Here is a 26,088-nt window from a genome sequence, read left to right on the forward strand (position 1 = left end):
GGCCCGGCCGCACACACCGGCGCCCGGCGCGCCGCGCGGGACGCCGGCCGGCGACACCACCGCCCCGGACGCGCCGCCGACCCCGCCCGACGCCGCGACCGGCTCGGTGGCCGAGCCCGAAGCGGTCCCGGCGGAGGCCACGACGTCCACACAGGAGGACAAGAAGGCCGCCAAGGAAGCCGACAAGCAGGCCAAGGAGGACGCCAAGGCGGCCAAGAAAGCGGCCAAGGACGAGGCCAAGAAGCCGAAAGAGTCGAAAGAGCCCAAGAAACCCAAGGAGCCTAAGAAACCGAAGTAGCGTGGCCGGCGACAACGGGCCGCGGCGCGCGCGGGGCCGGGATGGCGATCGGGCGGGGCGGCGCCGACACCGGCCGGCGGGAGCTGGCCAGGTACGCGCGGAGCACGGCGATCCCGATCCGGGGAAGAGCGGTGGGCGACGGGTAGGTGAGGTGGAGCGGCTCGCGGCGCGGCTTGAACTTGGACTTGTAGGCGTGCAGCGAGCGGAAACCGTAGCAGGGCTCCATGATCCGGCCCAAGCCGTCGAGCAGGCGTTGCAGCGGGCCCCCGCCGTCCCCTGTGGACCTGGCGAGCGGAGCGCCGGACAGGGAGACCACGGCGGCGCCCTCGGACTGGAACACCAGGCAGGCCGAGGCGATGAGGAAGTCGATGGCAAGGGGGAAGCCGTCGGGGCGGCGGCGCATCATGTCGAGCGTCCAGCCGCGCGGGTGACCGGTGGCGTCGAGGATGGGCAGCCAGGACGTGACGGCGTGGACCAGACCCGTGGCGTCGACGGCGATGCCGACGCGCACCCGCGGGTCGAGGGCCTCGGTGACGCCGCCGAGCGTGAAGCCCAGCTCGGGCGTGCGCTTGCCGCGTAGCCAGCCGCGGGAGACCTCGCGGACCTGGGCGACGATCGACGGGGGCGCGTCGGCCAGGGTGATCATGCGGTGCTCGATGCCCTCCCGTGCGGCCCGGTTGCGGGCGGTGCGGACGTCCTGCCAGGACTTGCCGCGGAACTCGAGGCCGGCGAGGTCGACGAGGGTGTCCTCGGCGACCTGGACGTGCCGCCAGCCCAGCGCCCGTGCGGAGTCTACTGTGGACGATCCGACGGAGAAGCCGCACGGCAGCAGGCCGGAGCGGTCGCAGAAGGCGGCGAACTCGGCGATGGCACGCGACCGCCAGGCTGGCGAGCCGACCGGATCGCCGACGGTGATCGCGACGCCGGCGTGGCGGCGGTAGGCCAGATACCCGTCGCCGGCGGAAGACAGCAGGTAGCGGGTCCGGCCCCAGGTGGTCATCCAGGACAGGCTGCCGCCGCCGTAGCGGGCAAGCAGGGCCCGCGCGCGGTCGGCCGCGGCGACGTCGGGCGTGCCGTGCCGGACGAAGAACCGGCCGGCCGGGAGTCCACACAGGACGGCGACGAGGTGCTCGACGTCGGCGAGTTGGCCGAGCACCACGATGGCGCCGACGCAGTACGTGATCAGCGCCAGGCGGGCGAGCCGACGCCATGGCCGGGCCAGGGTGGCCGAGGCGATGGCCGCGGCGGCCATCGCGCCTGCGGAGAACCCGACGTCCAGCGAGTGCAGCCAGCGATCGCCCAGCCCGGCCGCGATCAGCCCGGCCGCGCCCAGCACGCCGGCCAGATGCCCGTACACACAGGCCACGACGGTCCGAGCCGTGCCGAGCCGGCGCTCGGCGAACCCGGCGAGCAGCGCGAAACTGCCGATCACCGCCACGTAGCACAGCGGGGTCACGGCGAACAGCGCGCCGGTGCCCAGTGTCCACATGCGACCTTCGGTGAGCGCCGGCAGGCCGTAGGCGATGTCGTTGCCCCACGGCAGATCCGACACCCTGGTGAACAGCGCCCCGGTCACCAGACCGGCGATCAGCAGCACCGCGATGACGCCCGCGGTGAACGGAGTGCGGCGAATCGGCATGCGTCTCAGCCTGGGCCGGCGGGCGGCCATTCGCACTGGCGGCAGCACCCGGATCCGGGGTAGGGCCAACCCCATGTTGACATCGACCGTTGTCCATGCCAGAGTCCGAGGCCAGTGGACCATCGGCGTTGTCAGAAGGGGTCGCGCGGATGTCGACTCGGTTGACCGAGCAGCAGGCGCGGGCGCTTGTGCTCGGGCCGGACTCGGTGGCCTGGCGGTACGGCAGCGATCTGCGCCTGTTCCTCGCGTCGTTGTCGGCCCTGCTGCTGCAGGTGGCGCATCCGACGGTGGGCTCGGGTGTGCGGGACCACTCCCATTTCGAGGCCGAGCCGTGGGCGCGGTTGTTCCGCACGGTCGACTGGGTGAACCTGACCATCTACGGGGGCCAGGACGCGGTGCAGACCGGGGCCCGGCTGCGGGAGATGCACCGGCGCATCAAGGGGATCAACCCGGACGGGAGCCGGTACCACGCGCTCGAGCCGGGGGCCTACGCGTGGGTGCACGCGACGCTGGTCTACACCATCGTCGACGCGCACCGCATGTTCGGGACTCCGCTGAGCCGCAACGAGATCGACGAGCTCTACCGCGAGTGGCTGGGGATCGGGCGGCTGATCGGCGTGCGCGAGGGTGACCTTCCGGACGACTGGGACGGGCTGCTCGCCTACCTCGACGACACGATCGCCACCCGGCTGGAGCACACCACGACCGTCGACACGGTGCTGCGCGCCTCCGCCCGGCCGGCGCGTCCCGCCTGGCTGCCGCCGTGGACCCAGCCCCTGTGGCGGGTGCTGCGGCGCCCGATGGCCCACGTGTTGCTGCTGACCGGAATCGGCACGCTTCCGCCGCGGCTGCGGGATCGGCTCGGTCTGAAGTGGACGAAGCGGCAGGAGCGGGAGCTTCGGCTGATCGCGCGGATGTCCCGTGGGCTGACCCCGGTGCTGCCCAAGGCTTTCCGGATCAACGGCCCGGCCTACCTGCGGGCCCGGCGCGCGGCGATCGCGCGCGACGAGTTCGCGCCGGACAGCTACCGGCTGGTGCGCAACGGCTCGGCAACCGCTCACGGCTAGGTCCGATGGTCGCTCCCGCGAGGCCCACCCACCCACCCCGGGCCTCGCGTCCGCTCCTAGGATCTGCGCATGCGCCGATACCAGATCGACGTGACCGAGCGGACGTCGGCGGATCCGGCCACCGTGTACGCGCTGCTGCGCGACGGGTCCACCTGGCCGCAGTGGGGCGCGATCGACTCCTTCGAGCTGGAGAAGGAGGGCGAGGGGGAGCCGGAGGGCGTCGGCGCGGTGCGGATCTTCCGCAACGGCCGGGTCACCGGGCGCGACGAGATCCTCGGGTTCGAGCAGGACCGCTCCTTCCGCTACGCCCACGTGAAGGGACTTCCGGTCAAGGACTACCGCGGCGAGGTGGACCTGCGCCCGGCCGAAGGCGGCGGCACCACGATCCACTGGAAGGTCTCGTTCTCCCCCAGGCTGCCGGGCACCGGATGGCTGCTGCGCAAGGGCCTCACCCGGTTCATCGGCCAGACCGTGCGCGGCCTGGCCCGACACTCCGCGGCACGGTAAGCCGCCCGTCGCAACTACCCCGATAGGGTGACCCGGTGGGCGCTGCGGGGACGGCGGGGATTCGGCATGCACGCATACCGCTGACGGCCGTGGTGCTGGCCGCCGGCCTGCTCGCGCTGGCGGTGGTCGGCTGGGCGCTCGGCGCCGGTCTCGGCGTGGACAGCGCGATCTACCGGGCGGGCGCGCTGACCGTGTTGCAGGGCGGACCGCTCTACGAGCCGCTGACCACCCAGCCGCACTGGGCGCCGGCCCTGCCGTTCACCTACCCGCCGGTCGCGGCCATCCTGTTCCTCCCGCTCACGGTCCTGCCGACCCAGCTGAGCTGGGGGCTGATCGCCGCGCTGTCGGCGCTTGCGCTCGGCCGGGTGGTGCGGACCTGCATGCCCGGCGGGCCGTGGCGGGCGGCGGTGCCGGTCACGCTGCTGGCGGTGTTCGTGCTCGAGCCGGTCTGGCGAACCTTCGCGCTCGGCCAGCTGAACATCGTGCTGATGGCCATGGTCGTGCTGGACGTGTTGGTGCTCAAGGGATCCCGGTGGTCCGGGGTGCTGGTCGGGCTGGCCGCGGCGATCAAGCTGATCCCGTTGATCTTCGTGCCGCACCTGCTGCTGACCGGTCGCCGGGCCGACGCTCTCCGCGCGGTGGGTACTTTCGTCGGGCTCAACACTTTCGCAGGGTTAGTACTGCCGGCCGACACAGTGCAGTTCTGGACGGTCGCGCTGATCGACGGCAACGACGCCATCACCAACTCCTGGATCGGCAACCAGTCGCTCAACGGCATCGTGCAGCGCTTCGCCGGGCACGGCGCCGGCACCCTGGTCACCGTCGCCGTGCTCAGCGCGCTGTGCCTGGCGGCGGCCGCGGTCGTCGTGCACCGCCTGCACCGGCGCGGCGAGCACCTCGGCGCGCTGCTGGTGACCGCGTTCTGCGGCCTGCTGGTGTGCCCGGTGTCCTGGACCCACCACTGGGTGTGGATGGTGCCGCTGGTCGCCTTCCTGGTGCCAAGGGTGCTGCGGGGCAGCGCCTGGGCGCGGGTGGCGCTGGCCGCGATCCCGGTCGTCGGCACCGGCTGGGAGTTCTTCGTCGTGCCCAGCGGCGCCCACGTTGAGCTGCACTGGTCGGTGCTCGAGGCGGTGCCGGGCAACGCCTACGTGCTGGCCGCGCTGGCCCTGGCCTCGTTCGCCGTGATGCGGTTGTGGCGGTCCGGAATGATGGCCACGTGACAACCGACTCGGTGGACGTGGTGGTGATCGGGCTGGGCCCGGGTGGCGAGGCGGTGGCCACCGAGCTGGCCAGGGCCGGCCTTGCGGTGGTTGGCGTGGACGCCCGGCTGGTCGGCGGCGAGTGCCCGTACTACGCCTGCGTCCCGACCAAGATGATGATTAGAGCGACGGACGCCCTTGCCGAGGCCCGCCGGGTGCGCGACCTGGCCGGGTCGGCGCAGGTGCGGCCGGACTGGGCGCCGGTCGCCGCCCGGATCCGCCACGATGCCACCGACGACTGGGACGACCGGGTCGCGGTCGAGCGGCTCGAGGGCTCGGGCGCGCGCTTCGTCCGGGGTAGGGGCCGAATCACCGCGCCGGGTGAGGTCGTCGTCACCACATCGGATGGCGAGCGCCGGTTCCGGGCGGCGAAGGGGATCGTGGTCAACCCGGGCACCGACCCGGCGGTGCCGGACATCCCGGGCCTGGAGGGCACCCCGTTCTGGACGAACCGCGAGGCGGTCGTGACCACCCGGGTGCCGGCCAGCCTGATCGTGCTCGGCGGCGGCCCGGTCGGCTGCGAGCTGACCCAGGTGTTCTCCCGGTTCGGCGCCAAGGCCACCCTCATCCAGACCCGCGACCGGCTGCTGCCGCCGGTCGAGCCCGAGGCCAGCGCGCTGATCGAGCGGCGGTTCGCCGAGGAGAACATCGCGGTCCACACCAGCACCTCGGTGTCGACGGTCAGCCACGACGCCGGCGGCTTCACCGTCAAGACCGGCAACGGCGAGGCGCTGTCCGCCGAGACCCTGCTGGTGGCCACCGGGCGCCGCACCGACCTCGCGGCGCTGGGCGTCGGCGCGTTCGGCCTTGACGAGTCGGCACGGGGCATCCGGGTCGACGAGCGGATGCGCGCCGCGCCCGGCCTGTGGGCGATCGGCGACGTGACCGGCAGGGGCGCGTTCACCCACATGTCGATGTACCAGGCGGGGATCGCCGCGGCCGACATCCTCGGCCGCGAGCACGGCCCGGCCGACTACCGGGCGGTGCCGAGCGTGACGTTCACCGATCCGGAGGTCGGCACGGTCGGCCTCACCGAGGCCGAGGCCCGCCAGCGCGGCCTGACCGTCCGCACCGGCAGCGCCGACCTGCCGGCCACCTCCCGCGGCTTCATCCACGGCGTCGGCAACGAGGGACTGATCAAAGTGGTGGAGGACGCCGTGCGCGGGGTGCTGGTCGGCGCGACGTCGGTCGGGCCGTCCGGCGGCGAGGTGCTCGGCGCGCTGGCCGTCGCCGTGCACGCCGAGGTGCCCACCGCCGTGCTCCGACAGATGATCTTCGCCTACCCGACGTTCCACCGGGGGATCAGCTCGGCGCTGGACGACCTGTCATGAACCCGCTCGACGACTGGCTCCGCCGCGGTGTGGCCGCGGTCGGCGCCTGGCAGTCCGGCTTCGGCGGCTACCGGGAGCATCCGGCGCAGCACGTGGATCCCGAGCGGTTCGCCGCCGCGTTCACGGAGTTCACCGACCGGCTCGGGGACAACTTCCCGTACTTCCACCCGGACTACGTCGGGCAGATGCTCAAGCCGCCGCACCCGGTGGCCGTCGCCGGCTACCTGACCGCGATGCTGATCAACCCGAACAACCACGCCGCGGACAGCAGCCCGGCCACGTCGGCGATGGAGCGCGAGGCGATCGCCCGGCTCGCCGCGATGTTCGGGTTCGACACCCACCTCGGCCACCTCACCAGCAGCGGCACCATCGCCAACCTGGAAGCGCTCTACGTCGCCAGGGAGTCGCACCCCGGCAAGGGAATCGCGTTCAGCGCGGACAGCCACTACACGCACGGCCGGATGTGCCACGTGCTTGGCATGCCGGGCACCACGGTCCCGGTCGACGGGCGCGGCCGGATGGACCTCGACGCGCTCGAGCGGGTGCTCGCCGGCGGGACCGTCGGCACCGTCGTGCTCACCGCCGGCACCACCGGGCTCGGCGCGATCGACCCGATCCACGAGGCGCTCGCGCTGAAGGAGCGCTACGGCGTGCGGTTGCATGTGGACGCCGCCTATGGTGGATTCTTCTCATTGCTGGCACAGGAGAGCTCCCCGGAGCGGATCGACCCGGCGCCGTGGCGGGCGATCGCGCGCTGCGACTCGGTCGTCATCGACCCGCACAAGCACGGCCTGCAGCCCTACGGGTGCGGCGCGGTGCTGTTCGCCGACCCGTCGATCGCCCGGTTCTACCTGCACGACTCGCCGTACACCTACTTCACCGACGCCGAGTTCCACCTCGGCGAGATCAGCCTGGAGTGCTCACGGGCCGGTGCGGCCGCGGCCGCGCTGTGGCTGACGTTGCGGGTGCTCCCGCTGACCCCGGACGGGTTGGGCCGGTTCCTGGTGGCCAGCCGGCGGGCGGCCCTTGCCTGGGCACGGACCATCGCCGACTCGCCGCACCTGGAGCTGTACCAGGAACCGGAGCTGGACATCGTGACGTACTTCCCGGCGGCGGCGACGCTGTCGGCGGTCGACGCGGCCTCGGCCGCGGTGCTGGCCGGTGGCATGAAGGCCGCGTCGGACCCGGTGTTCGTCAGCGCGCTGAAGGTGGACGCGGCCGCGTTCGCGCGCCGGCATCCGCGGGTGCCGGCCGACGCCGACGGGGCGCGGGTGCTGCGCAGCGTGCTGATCAAGCCGGAGGCGGAGACCCACCTCGACCGGCTGCGCCGCATCGAGCACTTGGCCGCCCGTGCGGGTTGACGACCGGAGCGTGAATGCCGTGCTGTCCGACGTGCTGCCGTTCCTGGTGTGCCCGAACTGCAGGGCGGACCTGACGTTCGCCGGCTCGGTGGTGCGCTGCGCCGGCTCGCACTCGTTCGACGTCGCCCGGCACGGGTACGTGAACCTGATGCCCGGCACCGCGTCCGGGATCACCGGGGACACCGCGGACATGGTCGACGCGCGCACCAGGTTCCTCGCCTCGGGGCACTTCAAGCCGGTCGTGCGCGCGGTCGTGGCCGCCGCGCAGCGGGCCATGGCCGACCGGCCGCCCGGCTGCGTGGTCGACATCGGCGCCGGCGGCGGGCACTACCTGGCGTCGGTGCTCGACGGGCTGCCCGGCCGCATCGGGGTGGCGCTGGACGTGTCCAAGCCCGCCCTGCGCCGCGCCGCCCGCGCGCACGTGCGGGCCGGGGCGGTCGGCTGCGACGCGTGGCAGGGCCTGCCGGTGCGCACCGGGTCCGCGGCGCTGGCGCTGAGCATCTTCGCGCCGCGCAACCCGCCGGAGATCCACCGGGTGCTCGGCGAGGCCGGCACGGTGATCGTGGTGTCGCCCACCTCGCGGCACCTGGTCGAGCTGGTCTGGAAGCTGGGCCTGCTGTCGGTCGAGCCGGAGAAGCAGGAGCGCATCGAGGGGGCCATGGCGCCCTACTGCCAACTGTCCAGTGAGGACGATTGGGAGTTCACCATGTCGCTGTCGCACGAGGACATCGAGTCCGTGGTGGCGATGGGGCCCAGCGCCTGGCACACCAGCCGCAGCACGCTGCGCGAGCGGGTGCGGATGCTCGACGCGCCGCTGCCGGTGACCGCGTCGGTGATCGTGTCCAGTTACCGCCGGCGCGGTCCGGAGTCCCGATGACCACCACGTTCGCGGTGCTGGGGGCCGGGGACCGGGGCGGCGCCTACGCCCGCTGGGTGGCGGCCAACCCGGACCGGGCGCGCGTGGTCGCCGTGGCCGAGCCGAACGAGTACCGGAGGAGCGCGCTGGCGCGGGCGCACGGAATCCCGGCCGAGCGGGTGTTCAGCTCGTGGCAGGAGCTGGCCGAGGCGCCCCGGCTGGCCGACGCGGCCATCGTGGCCACCCAGGACTCCGAGCACGTCGCGCCGGCGATCTCGTTGGCCGGCAAGGGCTATCACCTGCTGGTGGAGAAGCCGCTCGCGCCGAGCGAGGAGCGGTGTCGCACGCTGGTGGCCGCCGTGCGGGAGGCAGGGGTGCTGTTCGCGGTGTGCCACGTGCTGCGGTACCGGCCGTACACCAGGCTGCTCAAGCGGATCGTGGACTCCGGCCGGATCGGCGCCGTGGTCAGCGTGCAGCATCTCGAGCCGGTCGGCTGGTGGCACCACGCGCACGCGTTCGTGCGCGGCAACTGGCGCCGCTCGGACCGGGCCTCGTTCATGCTGCTGGCCAAGTCCTGCCACGACATCGACTGGCTGCGGCACATCGTCGGCCGGCCGATCGAGCGGGTGTCGTCGTTCGGCTCGCTGACCCACTTCCGGCGGGAGAACCGGCCGGACGGGGCCGCGGACCGGTGCCTGGACTGCGCGGTCGAGCCGGACTGCCCGTACTCGGCGGTCCGGCTCTACGCCGGCATGGTGCGCGCGGGCCGCACCGGCTGGCCGGTCAGCGTGATCACCGACGAGGTGACCGAGGCCGGCGTGCGGCTGGCGTTGCGCGACGGCCCGTACGGCCGCTGCGTGTACGCCTGCGACAACGACGTGGTCGATCACCAGGTGGTGGCCATGGAGTTCGCCGGCGGGATCACCGGGACGTTCCAGATGGTCGGCTCCTCCCCGCACGCCGACCGGCGCACCCAGATCTTCGGCACCCGCGGCTTCATCGACGGCGACGGCGATCGACTGTCCATTCAGGACTTCGTCACGGGAGAGACCGAGCAGCTGACCGTCTCCTCGCTCGGCAACGACGCGGCCGCGGGCCACGGCGGCGGCGACGCGGGCCTGATGGACGCGTTCACCACCGCCGTGGCCGCCGGCGACCCCGCCGCGATCCTCTCCGGCCCGCTGGAGTCGCTGGAGACGCACCTTGCGGTGTTCGCCGCCGAGCGGGCTCGGCTGCGCGGGACCGTCGAGCGGGTCAGCTAGGCCACGGGATCTGGGTGGACCGGTAGAAGTCGATGCCGAGCCGCTCCCACCGCGGGCCCTGCGCGGCCAGGCGCTCCCGGAAGCTCGCCCAGTCGTGCGTCGACCACGGCGACCAGCCCAGCTCCGCGTAGGCCGGCAGGCGCGGGAACGCCATGAACTCGATGTGGTCGCTGTTGGAGATCGTCTCCGACCACAGCGGCGCCTCCACGCCGAGGATCGCGCTCTCCGGCACGCCCTGCAGGTACATCCCGGGGTTCCAGCCGTAGGCGGTGTCCACCTCGATGAACCCGGCCCAGCTCAGCCCGAGCGGGGTGTCCCGGTTGTACTTCATGTCCAGGTAGGCCTTGTTGGCCGGGGACATCAGGATCTTGTTCCCGCGCGCGGCCGCCTCGGTGACCTCCGGGTGGGAGTTGGTGGTGCCCCAGTACTGCGGCACCGCCGAGGTGGGCGGGTCGGCCTTGAGGAACTCGTGCCAGCCGGTGATCTTCTTGCCGTACTTGGCAACGATCGGCATGACCCGGCCGAGGAAGAACAGGTAGTCCGGCTCGGTGGTGGCGTGCGCCTCGTCCGTGCCGATGTGCAGGTACTCGCCGGGGGTCAGGGCCGCCAGCTCGCGCAGCACGTCGTCGAGGAACCGGTAGGTGATCTCCGAGCGGATGCACAGCGAGCTGAACCCGACGTCGGTGCCGGTGTACAGCGGCGGCGCCACGCCGTCGCAGTTGAGCTCGGCGTACGAGGCCAGCGCCGCGTTGGTGTGCCCGGGCATGTCGATCTCGGGGATGATCGTGATGTGCCTCGCGGCGGCGTAGGCCACCAGGTCGCGGTACTGCTCCTGGGTGTAGTACCCGCCGGGACCGCCGCCGACCTCGGTGCTGCCGCCGAAGGTGGCCAGCCGCGGCCAGCTCTTGATCTCGATCCGCCAGCCCTGGTCGTCGGCCAGGTGCAGGTGCAGCACGTTGATCTTGTACAGCGCGATCTGGTCGATGTAGCGCTTGACCTCCGCCACCGAGAAGAAGTGCCGGGAGACGTCGAGCATCGCGCCGCGGTGGCCGAACCGCGGGAAGTCGACGATCGTCCCGCCGGACACGATCCACGGCCCGGACTGCCGGCCGCGGCTCTCCACCTTGGCCGGCAGCAGCTGCCGCAGCGTCTGCACCCCGGCGAACAGGCCGGCGGCGGTGTTGGCCCGCAGGCTCACCCCGGTGCGGCGCACGGTCAGCTCGTAGCCGGACGCGCCGACCTGGCCGCTCGCGCCGAGCGCAAGGGAGATGTTGCCGGACTGACCGCCGCCGCGGCTGACCGGCAGCGGGAAGCCGGTGGACGGCCGCAGCACGCCGGCGAGGTAGCGGCCGACGTCGGCGACCTCGCCGGCGGCCGGCGGGGTGACGATCTTGGTTTGCCGGGTGATCTCGAAGTTTTCCGCCGGGTCGGGGCGCACGGAGACCGGGGCGGGAACGACGGAGGTGATGCTGGAGATGTGCTGCTCCGGAGTGGCTGTCGCGGTACCTGATGCGGCGCTGAGCAGTGCGGCCGTGGTGGCGGCCACGGTCAGGGTAGCCAGGAACCGGCGGCTTCGGTCAATTGTGGGAGTCTTCACGAGTCCTCCTCGATGCGGCCCGGAGGGCAGGGGGCCAGCTCACAGGTATAGACCAATTTGCCGGGTGAGCACAAGCGTTCCGGTTAGTTCACCGGGCGGACGAAACGTTCCCCGAGGCCACGAACAGCTCGGTCAGGTGATCGATGAGGCGTTCCCTCGACACGTCGAGCTGGCCGTCCAGGTACGCCGCCCCCACCTCGGCCAGCGCGCCGACCAGCGCCAGCGCGGTGAGGTAGGCGTCGGTCGGGTCGGGCGGGCGATCGCCGAAGAACTCCCTTGCCACCTCCGACAGCAGCGCCGCCTGCGCGCGCAGCGCCTCCTGCCGGCGCCGCTGCAGGTTCTCGTTGGCGGTGGCCTCCAGGATCAGCACCCGGCCCTTGCGCGGGTCGTCGATGAGAAACTCCACGGCGGCGGCGATCCCGGCCCGTGCGGTGCGCCGGACGTCGTGCGGCGCCTCGGCCGCGGCCGCCAGCACCACCCGGATCCCCTCGACCAGCACGTGCTCGTACACGGCCAGCAGCAGCGCCTCACGATCGGGAAAGCTCTCGTAGAAGTACCGCTCGGTCAGCCCGGCCCGCCGGCACACCCCCCGCACGGTGGTGTTGGCCCAGCCCTGCGTGCCGATCACCTCGAGCCCGGCCTCGATCAGCTGGCCGCGCCGCTCGGCCCGCCGCTCCTCGGCGCTGACCCCGCGCCAGGACCGGGTCGGTGAGCTACGCACCGGCCCACCCTGACATCAATCGTTGTCCAGATCAAGGCGCGCTACACGGTCGTCGCGCCCAGCAGGTCCCACAGCCGGGCGACGAGCTTCTCGTCGCCGTCGGTGGTGATCGCCGCCCGGTCGGAGCGCCGCCACAGCCACAGCAGCAGCTCCTGCGGCGTGCCGGACACGCGGGCGGCGCCCGCGTCGTCGTCCCTGGCCACGTCCGCGCCGGCCGGGGTGATCCGGACGGTCCAGCGGTCCGAGCCGGCGTCCACCGATACCGGCCGCCCGTCGGCGCCGGTGAGCGTGTCGGCCATGTGATCCCGCCATTCGTGCGAGCAGTAGGACAGAAAGCGCACGAGGATCTCGTCGATGCCGTCCAGCGCGAGCCCGGTCGGGATGGCGGCGATCGGCACACCCGCCGCCAGCTCGGCATCCACCCGGTGGAATCAGTGTCTCCAGCGGCATCCGGCGGACCACGAAGCCGACCGTCTGGTCCGGCTGGTACCAGTCCGGCACCGGTTCGTTGCGCTCGCGCGCGGCCAACTCGGCGACCAGCCCGGCGTAGGTCCGGTCCAGCGCCGCGATCGGATCCGCCTCGCCGAGGTCGGGGGGCCAGCTCTGCTTCTGGCCGGTCCGCATGATCTCGGTCTTCTCCAGGTACACCATGGCGACGTGCCGGACCAGATCCGTCACCGTCCACTCCGGACACGTCGGCACCTTCGCGTCCATGCGGCCGGCCGCGACCTCCCGCAGCCGGCGGTAGTCGGCGTCGAGCCAGGCCAGGTAGGTCTGCTTGCCGATCATCGGTCTCCCCTCAACACCGGGCGCAGCGCGTCGAGCACGGCGGGATCTTCGATGGTGGACGGTACCGGTTCGTCGCGGCCGTCGGCGATGCCGCGCATGGTCTTGCGGAGGATCTTGCCGGACCGGGTCTTCGGCAGGCCGTCCACAATAGACACATCGCGGAACGCGGCCACCGGGCCGATCTCCCGGCGGACCGCGGCCACCAGCTCGTCGCGCAGCGTGGTCTCGTCGACCTCGACGCCGGCCTTGAGCACCACGAAGCCCCGCGGCAACTGGCCCTTCAGCGCGTCGCGCACCCCGATCACCGCGCACTCGGCCACCGCGGGATGGGCGGCCAGCACCGCCTCCATCGAGCCGGTGGACAGCCGGTGCCCGGCCACGTTGATCACGTCGTCGGTGCGGCCCATGACGTAGACGTAGCCGTCGGAGTCGATGTAGCCGCCGTCGCCGGTCAGGTAGTAGCCGGGATAGCGGGACAGGTAGGAATCCACGTACCGCTCGTCGTCACCCCACAGCGTGGGCAGGGTGCCCGGCGGCAGCGGCAGCCTGATGGCGATCGCGCCCTCCCGGCCGGCCGGCAGCTCCGCCCCGGACTCGTCGAGGATCCGCACGTCGTAGCCCGGCACGGGCACGCTCGGCGAGCCCGGCTTGATCGGCATCGGCTCCAGCCCGCGCAGGTTGGCGCAGATCGGCCAGCCGGTCTCGGTCTGCCACCAGTGGTCGACGACCGGGACGCCGAGCTTGTCGCTGGCCCAGTGGTAGGTCTCCGGGTCCAGCCGCTCCCCGGCAAGGAACAGCGTCTCGAACCGGCTCAGGTCGTGCTTGGCCAACAGGGTCGCGTCCGGGTCGGCCCGCTTGATCGCCCGGAACGCGGTCGGCGCGGTGAACAGCGCCTTGGCCCGGTGCTCGGAGATCACCCGCCAGAACGCGCCGGCATCCGGCGTGCCGACCGGCTTTCCCTCGTACAGCACCGTGGTCGCGCCGACGATCAGCGGGGCGTACACGATGTAGGAGTGCCCGACCACCCAGCCGACGTCGGACGCCGTCCACCACACCTCACCGGGCCCGACGTCGTAGACGTTGCGCAGCGACCAGGCCAGCGCCACCGCGTGCCCGCCGTTGTCGCGCACCACGCCCTTCGGCTTCCCGGTGGTGCCGGACGTGTACAGGATGTAGAGCGGATCCGTCGCCGCCACCGGCACGCAGTCGACCGGCTCGGCGCCGGCCATCGCCTCGGCCCAGTCGACGTCGCCGTCGGCAAGCCGGGCCGGCGCCTGCTCCCGCTGGAGCATGACGACATGTGATACAGGATGCGTCGTATGTGATATGGCGTCCTCGATGATCGGCCGGTACTCCACGGTCCTGGTCGGCTCGAGCCCGCAGGACGCCGCCACGATCACCTTGGGCCGGGCGTCGTCGATCCGGGTGGCCAGCTCGCGCGGCGCGAACCCGCCGAACACCACCGAGTGCACCGCGCCGAGCCGGGCGCAGGCCAGCATCGCCACCACCGCCTGCGGCACCATCGGCATGTAAACGATCACCCGATCGCCGCGGCCGACGCCCAGCCCGGACAGCACGCCGGCGAACCGGGCCACCTCGTCGCGCAGCTCCCGGTAGGTGAAGGTGGCCTTGACACCGGTCATGGCCGAGTCGTAGATCAGCGCCGGCTGCCCGCCGCGGCCGGCCTCGACGTGCCGGTCCAGCGCGTTGTGGCAGGTGTTGAGCACGCCGTCGGGGAACCACCGGTACAGCGGCGGCGTCGTGTCGTCCAGCGCGCGCGCCGGTGGGCGGTCCCAGTCGATCGCGCGGGCCGCGGTCAGCCAGAACGTCTCGGGATCGGCGAGGCTCTGCCGGTATGCGTCGGAGTAGCTGCCCATAGGGGAGATCATGCCCCGCCACGGGCCCGAGTTTGAGCCCCGGGACCGCCGGCTTCGCCTACCCTGGCCGTGAAGGGGTGAAGGGAGGGGGACGTGGACGCACTCGTGGAGCTCGCGGGTTCGCTGCTCTCCCTTGCGCACCGCATCTTCGGGCCCGGCGTATGCCCGGGTGACTGGGTGTGGGCCACGGCGACCGCGGGCGCGCTGATCGCGCTGCTGCCGACGTTCGGCGCGCTGCTCGTCGCGCTGATCCGCAAGGGCACCGGCAACACGTACAACGTCGTCACCCTCGGCGTGTTCGGCACGATCGGGATCCTGTCGGCGTTCCTGGCACCGTGGCTGCTGGCGATCGGCATGTCCGAGGTGTTCCGCACGGCGTTCCGGGGCGAGGGCAACACCGGGTTGACCGCGGCCGAGGTCCGGTCCCTCGACGCCGAGTACTGCTGGGGCGACCAGCGCACCTACCTCGGCCGCGGGGCCACCGTCTACGACGTGCTGTTCCACCCCTTCGAGGGCTCGGTCAAGCTGATGCTGCACATCCTGGGCCTGGTCGTCGTGCCGCTGCTGTGCCTGCTGTTCGTCTGGCTGCAGGCGCGCGCGGCGCTGCGCCGCGGGCCGAAATGGCCCGCCCGGCTGTTCTGGATCCCGTTCGCGATGCTGATCCTGCTCAGCGCGCCGATGGCGGCCAGGGTGGCGATCGCCATGTGGCTGGGCTTCCTGCCGGCCGCCGTGCTCGGCATGATCCCGGTGCTGATCGTCGGCCCGCCGAGCTGGTCGGTCATCGAACGCGCCTACACCAGGCGGCAACAGCCGCCGCCCGGCCCGCCGCCGCAACCGCCACCGGCCTACCGCCCGCCCCCGCCGGTCGTGCGCACCCCGCCACCGCCGCCGATGCGCCCGCCCGTGCGCGAGCCGGAACCCGACCGGGCCGCCCTTGCCAGGCTGGCCGCCGACCCCGGACCGCTGCCGTTCGCGCCGCGCCGGTCCCCGGACGCGTCGACCGTGTGGACGAAGTCCGGCGGCCGGTTCCAGAAGATCCGCCCGCTCGGCCACGGCGGGTTCGGCACCGTGTGGCTGGCCAGGGACACGCAGCTCGACCGCACGGTCGCGGTCAAGCTCGCGCACGCGCCGGACGCCGAGACCGAGGAGCGGATGCTGCGCGAGGCCAGGGCGCTGGCCGCGGTGCACCACCCGAACTGCGTGCGGGTCTACGACATCGTGTCCGACGCCGACGGGCTCGGCCTCGTCATGGAGTACATCGAGGGCCAGCAGCTGGCCGACGCGGTGCACGAGTCCGGCCCGCTCGGCGACGTGGCCGCCGCCCGGCTGTGGATGACCATGGCCAGCGCGCTGTCCGCCGCCCACTCCAAGGGCGTGCTGCACCGCGACGTCAAGCCCGCCAACGTGATCCTCGACCCGGACGGCAACCCGCACCTGATCGACTTCGGCATCGCCCGCTCGCGCGGCGACTCCACGCTCACCGCCACCGGCATGATGGTCGGCACCCCCGACTTCCTCGCCCCGGAAACCGCCGCCGGCGCCTCGGCCACTCCGGCGTCGGACGCCTGGCAGCTCGCCGCCACCGTCAGCTTCGCCCTGACCGGTGCACCCCCGCGCGGCGTCCGGGAGAACGCCATGGCCGCCCTCATGGCCGCCGCCAAGGCCGAGCCGCTGGTCCGGCTGCCCCGCCAGTCCGCCCACCGCGCCCTGCTGCTGGCCTCCCTCGATCCCGACCCCGGCCGCCGCCCCACCCTCAACGCCATCGCCCGCGAAATGAGCGCCTGGCTCACCCGCGCCGGCCACCCCACCGAAGGCCCGGTCACCCGCATCATCGAGCCGGAGCGAACCCGCCCGCTGCGCTGACTCCTGGCTGTCCGCCCCGCTCCACAAGAGCATCGCCCGCGACCGGTCGCGGCAATCGGAGCACAAGCGGCTCGCCCGTACCTGCAGGGCCGGAGACTCGGTCACCCGGCTCATCGAACCCGCCCGCACCCGCCCGCTGCGCTGAGAAAGCCCGACCCGACCGATCGGAAAGCCAGCCCGGCAACCCGGCCGCCCTCACGCGATCACTGCCCGTGCCTCAATCGCCGCGCGCGGCGCGCGGCGCGGGGACGGCGTCATGCCAACGAACCCTTGTGCCGCAGCAACTCCCCCTGCCGTGCGAGATCACCGCCAACGACCTCGCCGCGCGCTGCGCGCGCAGCGGCCGGCGATCGAGCACACGCCGCGCTGTTTGTCGCCTTGCTTGGCGGCTGCCGGCTGCGCCCGGAAGACGAAGGGCCCCTTCCTCCGTGGGGAAGGGGCCCTTCATCGTATTAACTCAGGTGCCGGAGCCGCCGCCTCCTGGCTGGACCACTCCGTTCACGGTCAGCGTGTACGGGGCGTACTGCAGGACCTGCTCGGTCGGCTCGTCGTAGGCGACTACGGCGACGACCTTGGGGAACAGGGACAGGAACAGCAGCGCCAGCCGGTTGAGCTGGAAGGAGAACTTGCCGTCGATCTCCAGCTGGAGCGCCAGCGAGTGCCGCTCGTCGATGCCGATCAGGCGGAGGTTCCAGTTGTCGACCTCGATCGGCCGGATCTCCGTCGGGGAGTCGAACGCGTCCAGGTTGGACCCGTCGCTGATCTGCGTGCCGCCGAGGGTCACGTCGTCGATCAGCAGACCGCCGTTGTTGACGCTGCCGTCGCTGACGTACCGGAAGTTGAGCAGCACGGTCTGCCCGGCGAAGGCGGACAGGTCGAACGTGTGCGGCTCGAATCCCTCGGTGTCGCCGTTGAGGCCCGGCCCAAGCGGCGCGTCGACGGTCTTGTCACCGGCCACGGCCTTGTACGTCGCCCCACCGTCGGTGGAGACCATCACGTAGCCGTAGTCGAACCCGAGCTCGGCGCCGTACTTCGCCAGGAAGCGCAGCGTCGGGTCGGCGGTCGGCACGGTCACCGAGATGACCGCGGCGGCGTCGAGCGCGCTCTCGTTGCCCGAGAACAGCACGGCGTTGCCCGGCCGGTCCGGATCGTCGGTCTTCACCGTCCACAACAGCGGGAGCGGTGGCAGGGTCCGTGCGCCCTGGAACGAAAGCGACCGCAGGTCCCGTCCGGACAGGACGGTGCCGTTCGTGCCTTGCAGCTGCACGAAGTCCGCGCCGTTGGGTGCGGCCCCGGGGTCGTTGTTGACGTCCGGGTTGCCGAAGTTGAGCGACGACCGCAGGCTCGGCGTGGTCACCCGGCCCTTCGGCACCCCGAGGATCGTGCCCCTGCGGGAGTCGCCGACGAGCTTGTCGACCAGCACCATGGTCTGGAAGTCGTGCAGCACCCGGTACACGTCCGGCGAGGCGCCCTCGGCTTCCAGATCCGCCGACAGGCTGGGCAGGCCCTGCAGCTTACCGTCGTTGTGCAACCGCGTCATGAAGTCGATGCCGTAGCGGTCGAACAGGAACATCATGAACGAGTAGGCATGACCGTAGTCGGCGAGCACCTTGCTCGGATTGTCGCCCTCGTTCCACAGGTTGAGCGAGTTCTCCGGCCCGCCGCAGTCCCGCGGGTTGGTGTTGAACTGGGTCTGCACGATGCCGAAGCCCTGATAGCACGTGACATGGGTGTCGAAGCCCCGCTCGAACACCGACAGTCGCGTGTCCACGTAGCCGACCAGGGTCTGCGCGAAGTCGGACAGGCCCTCGTTGATCCAGGTCGACTCGAACGGGTCGGTGTAGTAGTGCAGCAGGTGCTGCCACTCGTGGGCGAACGTGCCCTCGTAGAGGAACGGCCGCGCCGGCCGGCTGGTGCACGGGTCGGCCGTCGGCTCGTCCGGCGGGTTGGCCGTCGTGCGGTGCGCCCAGTCGAACGCGTCGACGGTCATGATGTTGCGGTCGAACACCTCGTTGTACCCCGCGGAGAAGAACCCCGCGATATAGGTGGGGTTCGCCGGGAAGTCGTAGAAGTTCTCCTCCCGCACGTTGTCGATGAGCGCGACGGTGTTGTCGCCCTCACCGGTGAAGTCGCCGGGAATGAGGGCGTTGCTGCCGTCGCGGTCCGGCGGCGTGCTGAAGGCCGCCGTCTCCTTGGGGAACATGTTGTTGTCGAACTCGTCGACCAGTTCGGCCGCCTGGGCGTCGGTGATCGTGGTCGAGTTCGGGATCTGGTTGCGGCAGTCACCGGCCGGGAAGGCGGTGTCGTTGGCCACCCACACCTCGATCTTGTTACCCACCGCGCGCAGGGTGTAGTCCTTGAGGTAGTCGCCGACGAGGATGTCGAAGGCGGGCCACTGCCGGACCGTGCCCACCGGCGGGGTCTCCGCCGCCACGCGTGCCTGAGACTGGGCCTTCGGCTGGTACCGGTTCGGCGTGGCAATCTTCTTGCCGTTGAGGACGACTTCCTTGTGGACAAATTCCCGGACGTCGCTGGGCGCGGCAGACGACTGGGGCGCCGCGCCGGCGGACGACGCCGGAAGAACCTGAACGAGGGGAACGAGGAGAAGGGTTGCTGCGGCCGCCACTAATCGGCTTCGTCTCATGAGATCCCTTTCACGTCAACGGGCGCACGTCTGCGCACCGCTGTACGCCTATCACGGGCGAAGGGTTCAGCACCAGAACAGAACGAAGGGTTTTCAGCGCCAGGAGGGAAGCCAGAGCTCGGCCTGCCACCGCCAGTTCGGAATGGAATTCCCGTTGAGAATCGGCCACAGCCAGACGAAGTTGGCCACGACCAATCCGACATACAGGGCGACGACGAGCAAACCGGTGCCGCGACGCTCGTAGCCGTCCCGGGCCCGGCCCATGATCTGTCCGAGCGCCAGGGTCAGGCCGAGGACCAGGAAGGCGGCCAGCGGGGTGGCGTAGAAGAAGTACATCTGCCGGTCGAGGTTGACGAACCAGGGCAGCAGGCCGGCCAGGTAGGCGACCACGACGGCGGCGTAGCGCCAGTCCAGCCGGCCGATCATGCGCCACAGGCCCCAGGCCAGCATCGGCAGCGCCAGCCACCACAGCGCGGGCGTGCCGACCAGCATCGTGGCGCTGACGCAGGTCGGCTCGCCGCAGCCGGTGGTGCCGCCGTCGTAGTAGTAGAGCATCGGCCGCAGACCCATCGGCCAGGTCCACGGCTTGGACTCCCACGGGTGCTGGTTGGTGGCCGGCGTGTTCAGGTTCTCGTGGAACTCCAGCACGTTGCCCGAGTACTGCCACAGCGACCGCAGTGCCTGGGGCAGCACGTCGTACCAGCCGCTGTGCCAGCCAGACGCCGCCGCCTGCTCGCCGAGGTGCCGGTCGATGGCGGTCTCGCTGGCGAACCAGCCCCACCAGGTGGCCAGGTAGGCGAGCACCGGGACGATCAGCAGGGCCCACAGCGCCGGCAGCACGTCGCGCCGCAGCGCCCCCACCCACGGGTGCCGCACGCCCGCCGCCCGCCGCGCCGTGACGTCCCACAGCACGGTGAGCAGCCCGAACGCGGCGATGTAGAAGATGCCGGACCACTTCACCCCGCAGGCCAGCCCCAGCGCGACGCCGCAGCCGAACCGCCACCAGCGAAAGCCCAGCCGCGGCCCGTACGTCGACTCGGTGGCCCAGCCCTCGGCCACCGCGATGGCCAGCCGGTGGCGCACCTGGTCGCGGTCGAGCAGCAGGCAGCCGAACGCGACCAGCACGAAGAAGGCCAGGAAGATGTCCAGCATCCCCATCCGGCCCTGCACGTGGCTGACGCCGTCGGCGATCAGCAGCACCCCGGCGATCGCGCCGAGCAGCGTCGAGCGGGTCAGCCGCCGGGCGATCCGCACGATCAGCAGGATCATCAGCGACGCGCACAGCGCCGCGGTGAACCGCCAGCCCCAGCCGTCGTAGCCGAACAGCCACTCGCCGATGGCGATCATCTGCTTGCCCAGCGGCGGGTGCACGGTCAGCTCGTAGGCCGGGTTGTCCTCGACGCCGCCGTTGCGCAGGATCTCCCACGCCTGCGGCACGTAGTGCTTCTCGTCGAAGACCGGCGTGCCGTTGTCGGTGGGGAAGCCGAGGTTCTGGAACCGGATGAACCCGCCGAACAGCGCGAGGAACGTGGTGACCAGCCAGCCGCGCAGCCGGTCGGCCGGCATCGGCGGCATGAGCAGGCGGGCGCGCACCACCTCCGCGTCCGACGGTTCGCGGCGCTTGCTGGCGGGCGCGGCCACGTCGGGTGCGGTGGCGAGGGCGGTCACGGCGACCGATCGTACGGCGTCGCCGCAAGATCCGTGTCAACAGCCGCTAGCCGGCAAGAACCGCCACGACGGTGAAGAACCCGAGGATGCCGGCGAGCAGGAGGGCGAAGGCGATCAGGAACGCGACGGTGCGCGGCGACAACGGACCCGCCAACCAGCCGCTCGTGCTCGCCTTGGCGGGTGGGGACGGCGCGGGGCGCGGTCCGAGCCCTTCGGCGAGGCGGGCCTCCTCGGCGATGGCGGCGGGTTCGCCGAGGCGGTCGAGGATCGTGCGCACCGCGGCCTCCGTCGGCTGGTAGAGCACGGCGCGGGCCGCGGCGATGTGCTCACGCAGGTCGGTGAGCAGGTCCTCGCGCCGCTCCGGCGGCAGGTCGGCGCAGGCCCACGAGACCGCCCCGAGGTAGTCCTCGACGAGCCGGTCCAACCGGTCGATCGACTGAGTCATGTCTGCTCCGTCCCAACGATGCGGTCGACAGCGTCCCGGAAGGTGACCCATTCCGACCGGAAGCGGGCCAACGCCTCCTTGCCCTGACCGGTCAGCTCGTAGTAGCGCCGTGGCGGGCCGCTCGGTGACTCCTGCCAGGTGGTGGCCACCCAGCCGGCCCGGCGCAGCCGGGACAGCAGGGGATAGAGCGTGCCCTCACTGGTGGTCAGGCTGGTCTGCTCGGCGAGCTGGGTGACCAGCTCCACGCCGTAGCGGGACTCGTTCTCCAGTAGGGCCAGCACGCAGAACTCCAAGGTCCCGCGCCGCAGCGCGGTGCCAAGCCCTGGCCACGCTTCCATGTCGCACATGCTACCTTGCGAGGCAAGGTTCCGGGAGCGGCTCAACACCGCACCGCCGGGCCGCGTTTGATGAGGCGTGGACTTCGACGAGTTCCTGCGCGCGCAGCTGCCCGGGCTGGTGCGCTACGCCGGCGTGCTGACCGCCGACAGCCATCTCGCCCAGGACCTGACCCAGGACGCCCTGGTGCGCGCGCACGCCCGCTGGTCCAGGATCGGCCGGCTCGACCGCCCCGACCTCTACCTCCGGCGCATGATCACCAACGGGTACCTGTCCTGGCGGCGCCGCTGGTCGGTGCGCTCGATCCAGCCAATGGCCGACGCCGGGCTGCTCGAGGAGGCGACCACGCCCGACCCGGCCGCGGCGCTGGCCGACCGGGACCTGGTCGCCACCCTGCTGGCCACGCTGACCCGGCGGCAGCGGGCGGTCCTGGTGCTGCGGTTCTACGAGGGCCGCTCCGACGAGGAGATCGCCGCGATCCTCGGCTGCACGGCCGGCACCGTGCGCAGCCATGTTTCCCGCGGGCTGGCCGTCCTTCGCGACCGGCAGCCGACCATGGAGGTGTCATGATCAACGAGGAGTCGCTCCGGCGGGCGCTTGGGACGCTGGAGCGCCACGCCCCGGCCGAGGCGGACGTGCTGGCCGGGCTGCGCGCGGGCCTGGCCCGCCGGCGGCGCCGGCAGGTGGCCAGCGTCGCCGGGGTCGCCGGCGCGGCCTGCGCGGTGGCGCTCGGCGTGGTGGTCGCCGTGTCCGGCCGCGGAGAGGAGCGGGTCGGTGGGTCGCCGGCGCCACCGACCGCGCCTGCGGGGGAGTCGTCGGCGCCGGTCGCGATCGCCAGCGTGATCCCTCCACCCGCCCTGCCGTTCACCGTGGGGTGGCTGCCGGATGGCTACACGCTGGCCCGCTGGGACGTCGGCACCGCCGACAACTACGCGTACTACGGCGTCGGGCCGCAGGAGCTGGAGAGCTTCATGGTTGGCGTCAGCACGAGGCGGCCCGCCGCCCCGGCCGGCGCCGTCGAGGAGCCCACGACGATCGCGGGCCGTCCCGGCGTTGTGCACAAGCTCGGGCGGAACCGGGCCCCGTCGCAACTGCTCTGGCAGCTCGCGGACGGGCGGTGGGCCGTGGTCGGCGGCCGCCCACCGACCATGCCCCTCGACACGTTCCGGCGCATCGCCGAGAGCCTCGCGCCGCAACCGACCCCGCTGACGGTCCCATTCGGACTGACGAAGGTGCCCGACGGCTACCGGGTGGTCAGGTGGACGAACCAGGGTCCGGTAGGCGCGTCGCTGACCCTGTGCCCCACCGGGGTCGATCCGTTCGGCCCGGCGGGCGACGCGTGCCTGAGCGTGAGCCTGGACGCCGGCCCGGCGCCGACGGCCATGCCACGCCGGAGCAACAGCCCAGGCGGCGAGGTGGTCATGGTCCCGCTCGACCGGGAACAGGTGATCGGCGGCGTCCGGACCTACGCGACGGCGGACGGGACGGCGGTCGTGGCGCAGGTCGATCCCGGCCACTACGCCACCGGGGAGAGCGTGGCGGCCGGGGTGGGTCCGCTGCGCGAGGCGGTGGCGGCCGTGGTCCTGACCAGGTAGTCCATGCCGGATGGTCGGTTCCGACCACATCTGCGGGCCCGACCCACTACCGTGGCCTCCTACGTTTTCGGCCTCATGTCGGGAATCTGGGAGGTCATCTTGATCAGGGCAGCGATCCTGACCGCCACCGCCGCGTGCCTGCTGGCGGTGCCGGCGTGCTCGGGGGACGACGCGGCGGGTCCGCCGGCCACGAGCACGCCGTCGGACCGCGGCACCGGCACGTCGGAGCCCGCGCCGGCCGACCGGGGCGGCGGTCAGTGCCCGGTCGGCGAGTACGAGGTCACCAAGATCGCCGGGAAGGCCGGCGCCGACGTCAACGGCGTGCCGATCGTCGCCACCAGCGGCGGCGGCCTCGAGCTGGCGCTCACCGAGGCCGGCACCTGGACGCTGACCGGCGACGGCGCCTCGGTCACGCTCAAGGCCGCCAACATCTCGGTCACCGGGACCGTCGACGGGTCCGCGGAGGGCAGCTACGCCAAGGCCGGCAACGACTACGTGTTCAAGCAGGAGAAGGCGTCCGGCAAGGTCACCCTTGACCAGCCGGTCGTCGGTGTGTCGTCGATCCCCATGGCCGATGTCGGTCCGGCCCTCGCCCCGGGTGGCACGGCCACCCTCACCTGCAGCGAAGGTGGCCTTCGGATCGCCTCCGAGTCGGTGACGCTCGACCTCACCCGCACCGGCGGCCCCACCGGCGGCGCACCGACCACGCCGACCGGCAGCGGTGGCGGCGCCTCCGGCGGCACCCTGACCATCGCCGACTCGGCCCAGACCAGGACCATCGACTGCGCCGGCCGCGCCGTCGCGATCAACGGCTCGTCCAACACGCTCACCTTCACCGGCAGCTGCGCGACGGTGACCGTCAACGGCTCCAAGAACGAGGTCACCCTCGAGCAGGTCACCGAGATCGGGGTGAACGGGTCGCTCAACATCATCACCTGGTCCGGCGGCGACCCGAAGGTGTCCGACAACGGGACCGGCAACAAGATCACCCAGGGCTGATCCCGCACTGCCAGTACGCTCCTGGCGTGCTCGTCCTGGCCGCGACCCCGCTCGGCGACTCCCGGGACGCCTCGCCCCGGCTGGTGGACGCCCTCGGCACGGCGGATGTGATCGCCGCCGAGGACACCCGGCGGCTGCGGGCACTTGCGGCCGCGCTCGGCGTGCGCCCGTCCGGGCGGATCGTCAGCTTCTACGACGCGGTGGAGGTGTCCCGGATCGGCGGCCTGCTGGACGCGTTGCGGGCCGGCCGGACCGTGCTGCTGGTGACCGACGCGGGCATGCCGAGCGTGTCGGATCCGGGCTACCGCCTGGTGTCCGCCTGCGTGGCCGAGGACCTGCCGGTGACCTGCCTGCCGGGGCCGTCCGCGGTCACCACGGCGCTGGCCCTGTCCGGCCTGCCGTGCGAGCGGTTCTGCTTCGAGGGGTTCGCCCCGCGCAAGCCGGGCGAGCGCCGCAGGTGGTTGTCCACCTTGGCCACCGAGCCGCGGACGGCGGTGTTCTTCGAGTCGCCGCACCGGATCGCGGCCACCCTGACCGACGCCGCCGAGGTGCTCGGCGCCGGCCGGCGGGCCGCGGTGTGCCGCGAGCTGACCAAGCCGTACGAGGAGGTGCGCCGCGGCCCGCTCGGCGAGCTGGCGGAGTGGGCGGCGGCCGGCGTCCGCGGCGAGATCACCGTGGTGCTGGCCGGCGCAGAGCCCACCGCGCCGCTGGACGTCGCCGCGCTGGTCGAGCAGGTCCTCGAGCGCACCGCGGGCGGAGCCCGGCTCAAGGACGCCGTCACCGAGGTCGCCGAGCGCTCCGGCGTCAGCCGCAAGGCGCTCTACGACGCCGCCGTCACCGCCCGCCGATAACCTTCAGCCATGGTCCGTCCCGTCGAGACGACGCTGGTCGCGCAGCTGACCGGGCGCGAGTCGATCAACCGCACCGCCGAGCGGTTCGGCATCGAGGCCACCGATCTCGGCATTATGTGGGAGGACGGCGCCGGCCGGGTGATGGTGGTGTTCGGCGACACCTACGGCCCCGGCTGGTGCGGCGACGGCGCGGGAACCACCGACCTGTCGGACTGGCGCTGCAACGTCCTTGCCGTGTCCAGCAACCGGGATCTGGACGCCGGGTTGCGGCTCGACGAGGTAGTTGCCGAGCGCGGCATGGACGGCGCCGCCGGTGTCGCCGGCCAGATCCTCGAGCGCGACCCGAACGTGCGGCGCGAGGAGACCGTGATCCCCACCTCGGGCATCGCCGTCGACGGCCGGCACTACCTGCACTACATGTCGGTGCGCAACTGGGGGCCCCAGGGCGTGTGGGTCACCAACTACGCCGGCATCGCGGTGTCCGAGGACGGCGTGACCTGGACCAAGCCGCCAGGGGCGCGCTGGCCCAACCGCCGCCGGGCCGACCATCCGTTCCAGATGGGCGCGTTCGCCCGCCACGGTGAGCACGTCTACCTGCTCGGCACGCCCAACGGCCGCTGGGGCGACGGGCGGCTGGCCCGAGTGTCCACTTCGGACATCCTGGAGCCGGCGGCGTACGAGTACTGGACGGGCGACACCTGGCGCCCGCGCGACCCGTTCGCCGCCAGGCCGGTCATGGCCGGCCCGGTGGCGGAGCTCTCGGTCATTTACAACGTCCACTTCGGACAGTGGCTGGCCCTGCACCTCGACGAGGCCCGCGGCGCCATCGTGCTGCGCACCGCGGACGAGCTGACCGGCCCGTGGACCGCCGGCCAGGTCGTGGCCTCCGCCGCGGAGTATCCCGGACTGTACGGCGGATTCTTCCACCCGCGGTCGGCCACCGGCCCGGTGATCTACTACGCCATGTCGCAGTGGTCGCCGTACAACGTCTACCTGATGCGCACCACCCTGGCCTAGCGGTATTTTCTAGCTCGGGCTGTATTTTTTAGCTCGGGCAAGGCCGCCGGGCGCCTTCGGCGCCGGCCTTGGGTCGGGTTGGTTGGGGGGGTTGCGGGCCGGTGTG

The 26,088-nt window shown here is 72.2% G+C and carries 22 protein-coding genes and 2 pseudogenes; 14 read left to right on the forward strand and 10 right to left on the reverse strand.

Going from position 1 to position 26,088, the window contains the following annotated elements; all coding sequences use genetic code 11:
* A pseudogene (locus VGX25_RS27405) lies at positions 1–298 on the forward strand (hypothetical protein); the annotation flags it as partial.
* On the opposite strand, the gene VGX25_RS27410 reads toward VGX25_RS27405, so the two are convergent.
* Positions 282–1,937 carry a DUF2156 domain-containing protein gene (locus tag VGX25_RS27410; RefSeq protein WP_326920797.1) on the reverse strand — a complete coding sequence of 552 codons (1,656 nt, stop codon included), beginning with the start codon at positions 1,935–1,937 and terminating at the stop codon, positions 282–284. The pseudogene VGX25_RS27405 and the gene VGX25_RS27410 overlap by 17 nt on opposite strands.
* A 149-nt stretch (positions 1,938–2,086) precedes the next feature.
* Between VGX25_RS27410 and VGX25_RS27415 the strand changes: the two genes are divergently transcribed.
* The 7 genes from VGX25_RS27415 to VGX25_RS27445 all read left to right on the forward strand — a co-directional run bounded on the left by VGX25_RS27415 (position 2,087) and on the right by VGX25_RS27445 (position 9,580).
* Positions 2,087–3,004, forward strand: a complete 918-nt coding sequence (locus VGX25_RS27415; protein ID WP_326920798.1) for an oxygenase MpaB family protein — start codon at positions 2,087–2,089, stop codon at positions 3,002–3,004.
* 69 nt (positions 3,005–3,073) lie between these two features.
* Positions 3,074–3,511 (forward strand): SRPBCC family protein, encoded by a 438-nt coding sequence (locus VGX25_RS27420; RefSeq protein WP_326920799.1) that lies wholly within the window; start codon positions 3,074–3,076, stop codon positions 3,509–3,511.
* Between the two features lie 35 nt (positions 3,512–3,546).
* The gene (locus VGX25_RS27425) at positions 3,547–4,731 is read left to right on the forward strand and encodes a glycosyltransferase 87 family protein (RefSeq protein ID WP_326920800.1); all 1,185 of its coding nucleotides are present in this window, start codon (positions 3,547–3,549) and stop codon (positions 4,729–4,731) included.
* Positions 4,728–6,101 carry an NAD(P)/FAD-dependent oxidoreductase gene (locus VGX25_RS27430; RefSeq protein ID WP_326920801.1) on the forward strand — a complete coding sequence of 458 codons (1,374 nt, stop codon included), beginning with the start codon at positions 4,728–4,730 and terminating at the stop codon, positions 6,099–6,101. Before VGX25_RS27425 ends, VGX25_RS27430 begins: the two co-directional genes overlap by 4 nt.
* On the forward strand, positions 6,098–7,462 hold the full coding sequence (locus tag VGX25_RS27435; RefSeq protein WP_326920802.1) for a pyridoxal phosphate-dependent decarboxylase family protein: 1,365 nt from the start codon (positions 6,098–6,100) through the stop codon (positions 7,460–7,462). Before VGX25_RS27430 ends, VGX25_RS27435 begins: the two co-directional genes overlap by 4 nt.
* A gap of 10 nt (positions 7,463–7,472) precedes the next feature.
* A complete protein-coding gene (locus VGX25_RS27440; protein WP_326920803.1) occupies positions 7,473–8,339 on the forward strand; it encodes a putative RNA methyltransferase in 867 nt (288 codons plus the stop codon).
* Complete coding sequence (locus VGX25_RS27445; protein ID WP_326920804.1) at positions 8,336–9,580, forward strand: Gfo/Idh/MocA family oxidoreductase; 1,245 nt, start codon at positions 8,336–8,338, stop codon at positions 9,578–9,580. The genes VGX25_RS27440 and VGX25_RS27445 overlap by 4 nt, the downstream gene beginning before the upstream one ends.
* Here the strand turns inward: VGX25_RS27445 and VGX25_RS27450 are convergent.
* From VGX25_RS27450 to VGX25_RS27465, 5 genes and pseudogenes are all read right to left on the reverse strand, one after another.
* Entirely contained in the window at positions 9,573–11,177 is a 1,605-nt protein-coding gene (locus VGX25_RS27450; protein WP_414635995.1) for a beta-N-acetylhexosaminidase, read from the reverse strand. The two genes, VGX25_RS27445 and VGX25_RS27450, sit on opposite strands and share 8 nt — an antisense overlap.
* An 88-nt stretch (positions 11,178–11,265) precedes the next feature.
* Positions 11,266–11,898, reverse strand: a complete 633-nt coding sequence (locus VGX25_RS27455; protein WP_326920805.1) for a TetR/AcrR family transcriptional regulator — start codon at positions 11,896–11,898, stop codon at positions 11,266–11,268.
* Between the two features lie 41 nt (positions 11,899–11,939).
* Complete coding sequence (locus tag VGX25_RS27460) at positions 11,940–12,320, reverse strand: hypothetical protein (protein WP_326920806.1); 381 nt, start codon at positions 12,318–12,320, stop codon at positions 11,940–11,942.
* A 22-nt stretch (positions 12,321–12,342) separates the two neighbouring features.
* Positions 12,343–12,687, reverse strand: a pseudogene (locus VGX25_RS35820) (maleylpyruvate isomerase N-terminal domain-containing protein); the annotation flags it as partial.
* Positions 12,684–14,564 (reverse strand): propionyl-CoA synthetase, encoded by a 1,881-nt coding sequence (locus VGX25_RS27465; protein WP_326920807.1) that lies wholly within the window; start codon positions 14,562–14,564, stop codon positions 12,684–12,686. The pseudogene VGX25_RS35820 and the gene VGX25_RS27465, both read right to left, overlap by 4 nt.
* A 93-nt stretch (positions 14,565–14,657) precedes the next feature.
* On the opposite strand from VGX25_RS27465, the gene VGX25_RS27470 reads away from it, so the two are divergent.
* Positions 14,658–16,427, forward strand: coding sequence for a serine/threonine-protein kinase (locus tag VGX25_RS27470; RefSeq protein ID WP_326920808.1), 1,770 nt, complete (start codon positions 14,658–14,660; stop codon positions 16,425–16,427).
* A gap of 457 nt (positions 16,428–16,884) precedes the next feature.
* On the opposite strand, the gene VGX25_RS27475 is transcribed toward VGX25_RS27470, so the two are convergent.
* The 4 genes from VGX25_RS27475 to VGX25_RS27490 form a co-directional block, all read right to left on the reverse strand.
* On the reverse strand, positions 16,885–18,861 hold the full coding sequence (locus VGX25_RS27475) for a hypothetical protein (protein WP_326920809.1): 1,977 nt from the start codon (positions 18,859–18,861) through the stop codon (positions 16,885–16,887).
* Positions 18,862–19,164: 303 nt separating this feature from the next.
* Entirely contained in the window at positions 19,165–20,739 is a 1,575-nt protein-coding gene (locus tag VGX25_RS27480; protein ID WP_414635996.1) for a dolichyl-phosphate-mannose--protein mannosyltransferase, read from the reverse strand.
* 46 nt (positions 20,740–20,785) lie between these two features.
* Entirely contained in the window at positions 20,786–21,184 is a 399-nt protein-coding gene (locus VGX25_RS27485; protein ID WP_326920810.1) for an HAAS signaling domain-containing protein, read from the reverse strand.
* Positions 21,181–21,522: a PadR family transcriptional regulator gene (locus tag VGX25_RS27490; protein ID WP_326920811.1), complete on the reverse strand. Its 342-nt coding sequence runs from the start codon at positions 21,520–21,522 to the stop codon at positions 21,181–21,183. The genes VGX25_RS27485 and VGX25_RS27490 overlap by 4 nt, the downstream gene beginning before the upstream one ends.
* Positions 21,523–21,598: 76 nt before the next feature.
* Between VGX25_RS27490 and VGX25_RS27495 the strand changes: the two genes are divergently transcribed.
* From VGX25_RS27495 to VGX25_RS27515, 5 genes are all read left to right on the forward strand, one after another.
* Positions 21,599–22,090, forward strand: coding sequence for a SigE family RNA polymerase sigma factor (locus tag VGX25_RS27495; RefSeq protein WP_326920812.1), 492 nt, complete (start codon positions 21,599–21,601; stop codon positions 22,088–22,090).
* Positions 22,087–23,115, forward strand: a complete 1,029-nt coding sequence (locus tag VGX25_RS27500) for a hypothetical protein (protein WP_326920813.1) — start codon at positions 22,087–22,089, stop codon at positions 23,113–23,115. Before VGX25_RS27495 ends, VGX25_RS27500 begins: the two co-directional genes overlap by 4 nt.
* Positions 23,116–23,214: 99 nt before the next feature.
* A complete protein-coding gene (locus VGX25_RS27505) occupies positions 23,215–24,114 on the forward strand; it encodes a DUF3060 domain-containing protein (RefSeq protein ID WP_326920814.1) in 900 nt (299 codons plus the stop codon).
* A gap of 26 nt (positions 24,115–24,140) precedes the next feature.
* On the forward strand, positions 24,141–24,965 hold the full coding sequence (gene rsmI / locus VGX25_RS27510; protein ID WP_326920815.1) for a 16S rRNA (cytidine(1402)-2'-O)-methyltransferase: 825 nt from the start codon (positions 24,141–24,143) through the stop codon (positions 24,963–24,965).
* A gap of 9 nt (positions 24,966–24,974) precedes the next feature.
* Entirely contained in the window at positions 24,975–25,982 is a 1,008-nt protein-coding gene (locus VGX25_RS27515) for a DUF4185 domain-containing protein (RefSeq protein WP_326920816.1), read from the forward strand.
* The last annotated feature ends 106 nt before the right edge of the window (positions 25,983–26,088 follow it).

The sequence above is a fragment of the Actinophytocola sp. genome, from assembly GCF_035942955.1.
In the GTDB taxonomy this organism is placed as follows: domain Bacteria; phylum Actinomycetota; class Actinomycetes; order Mycobacteriales; family Pseudonocardiaceae; genus DASYTH01.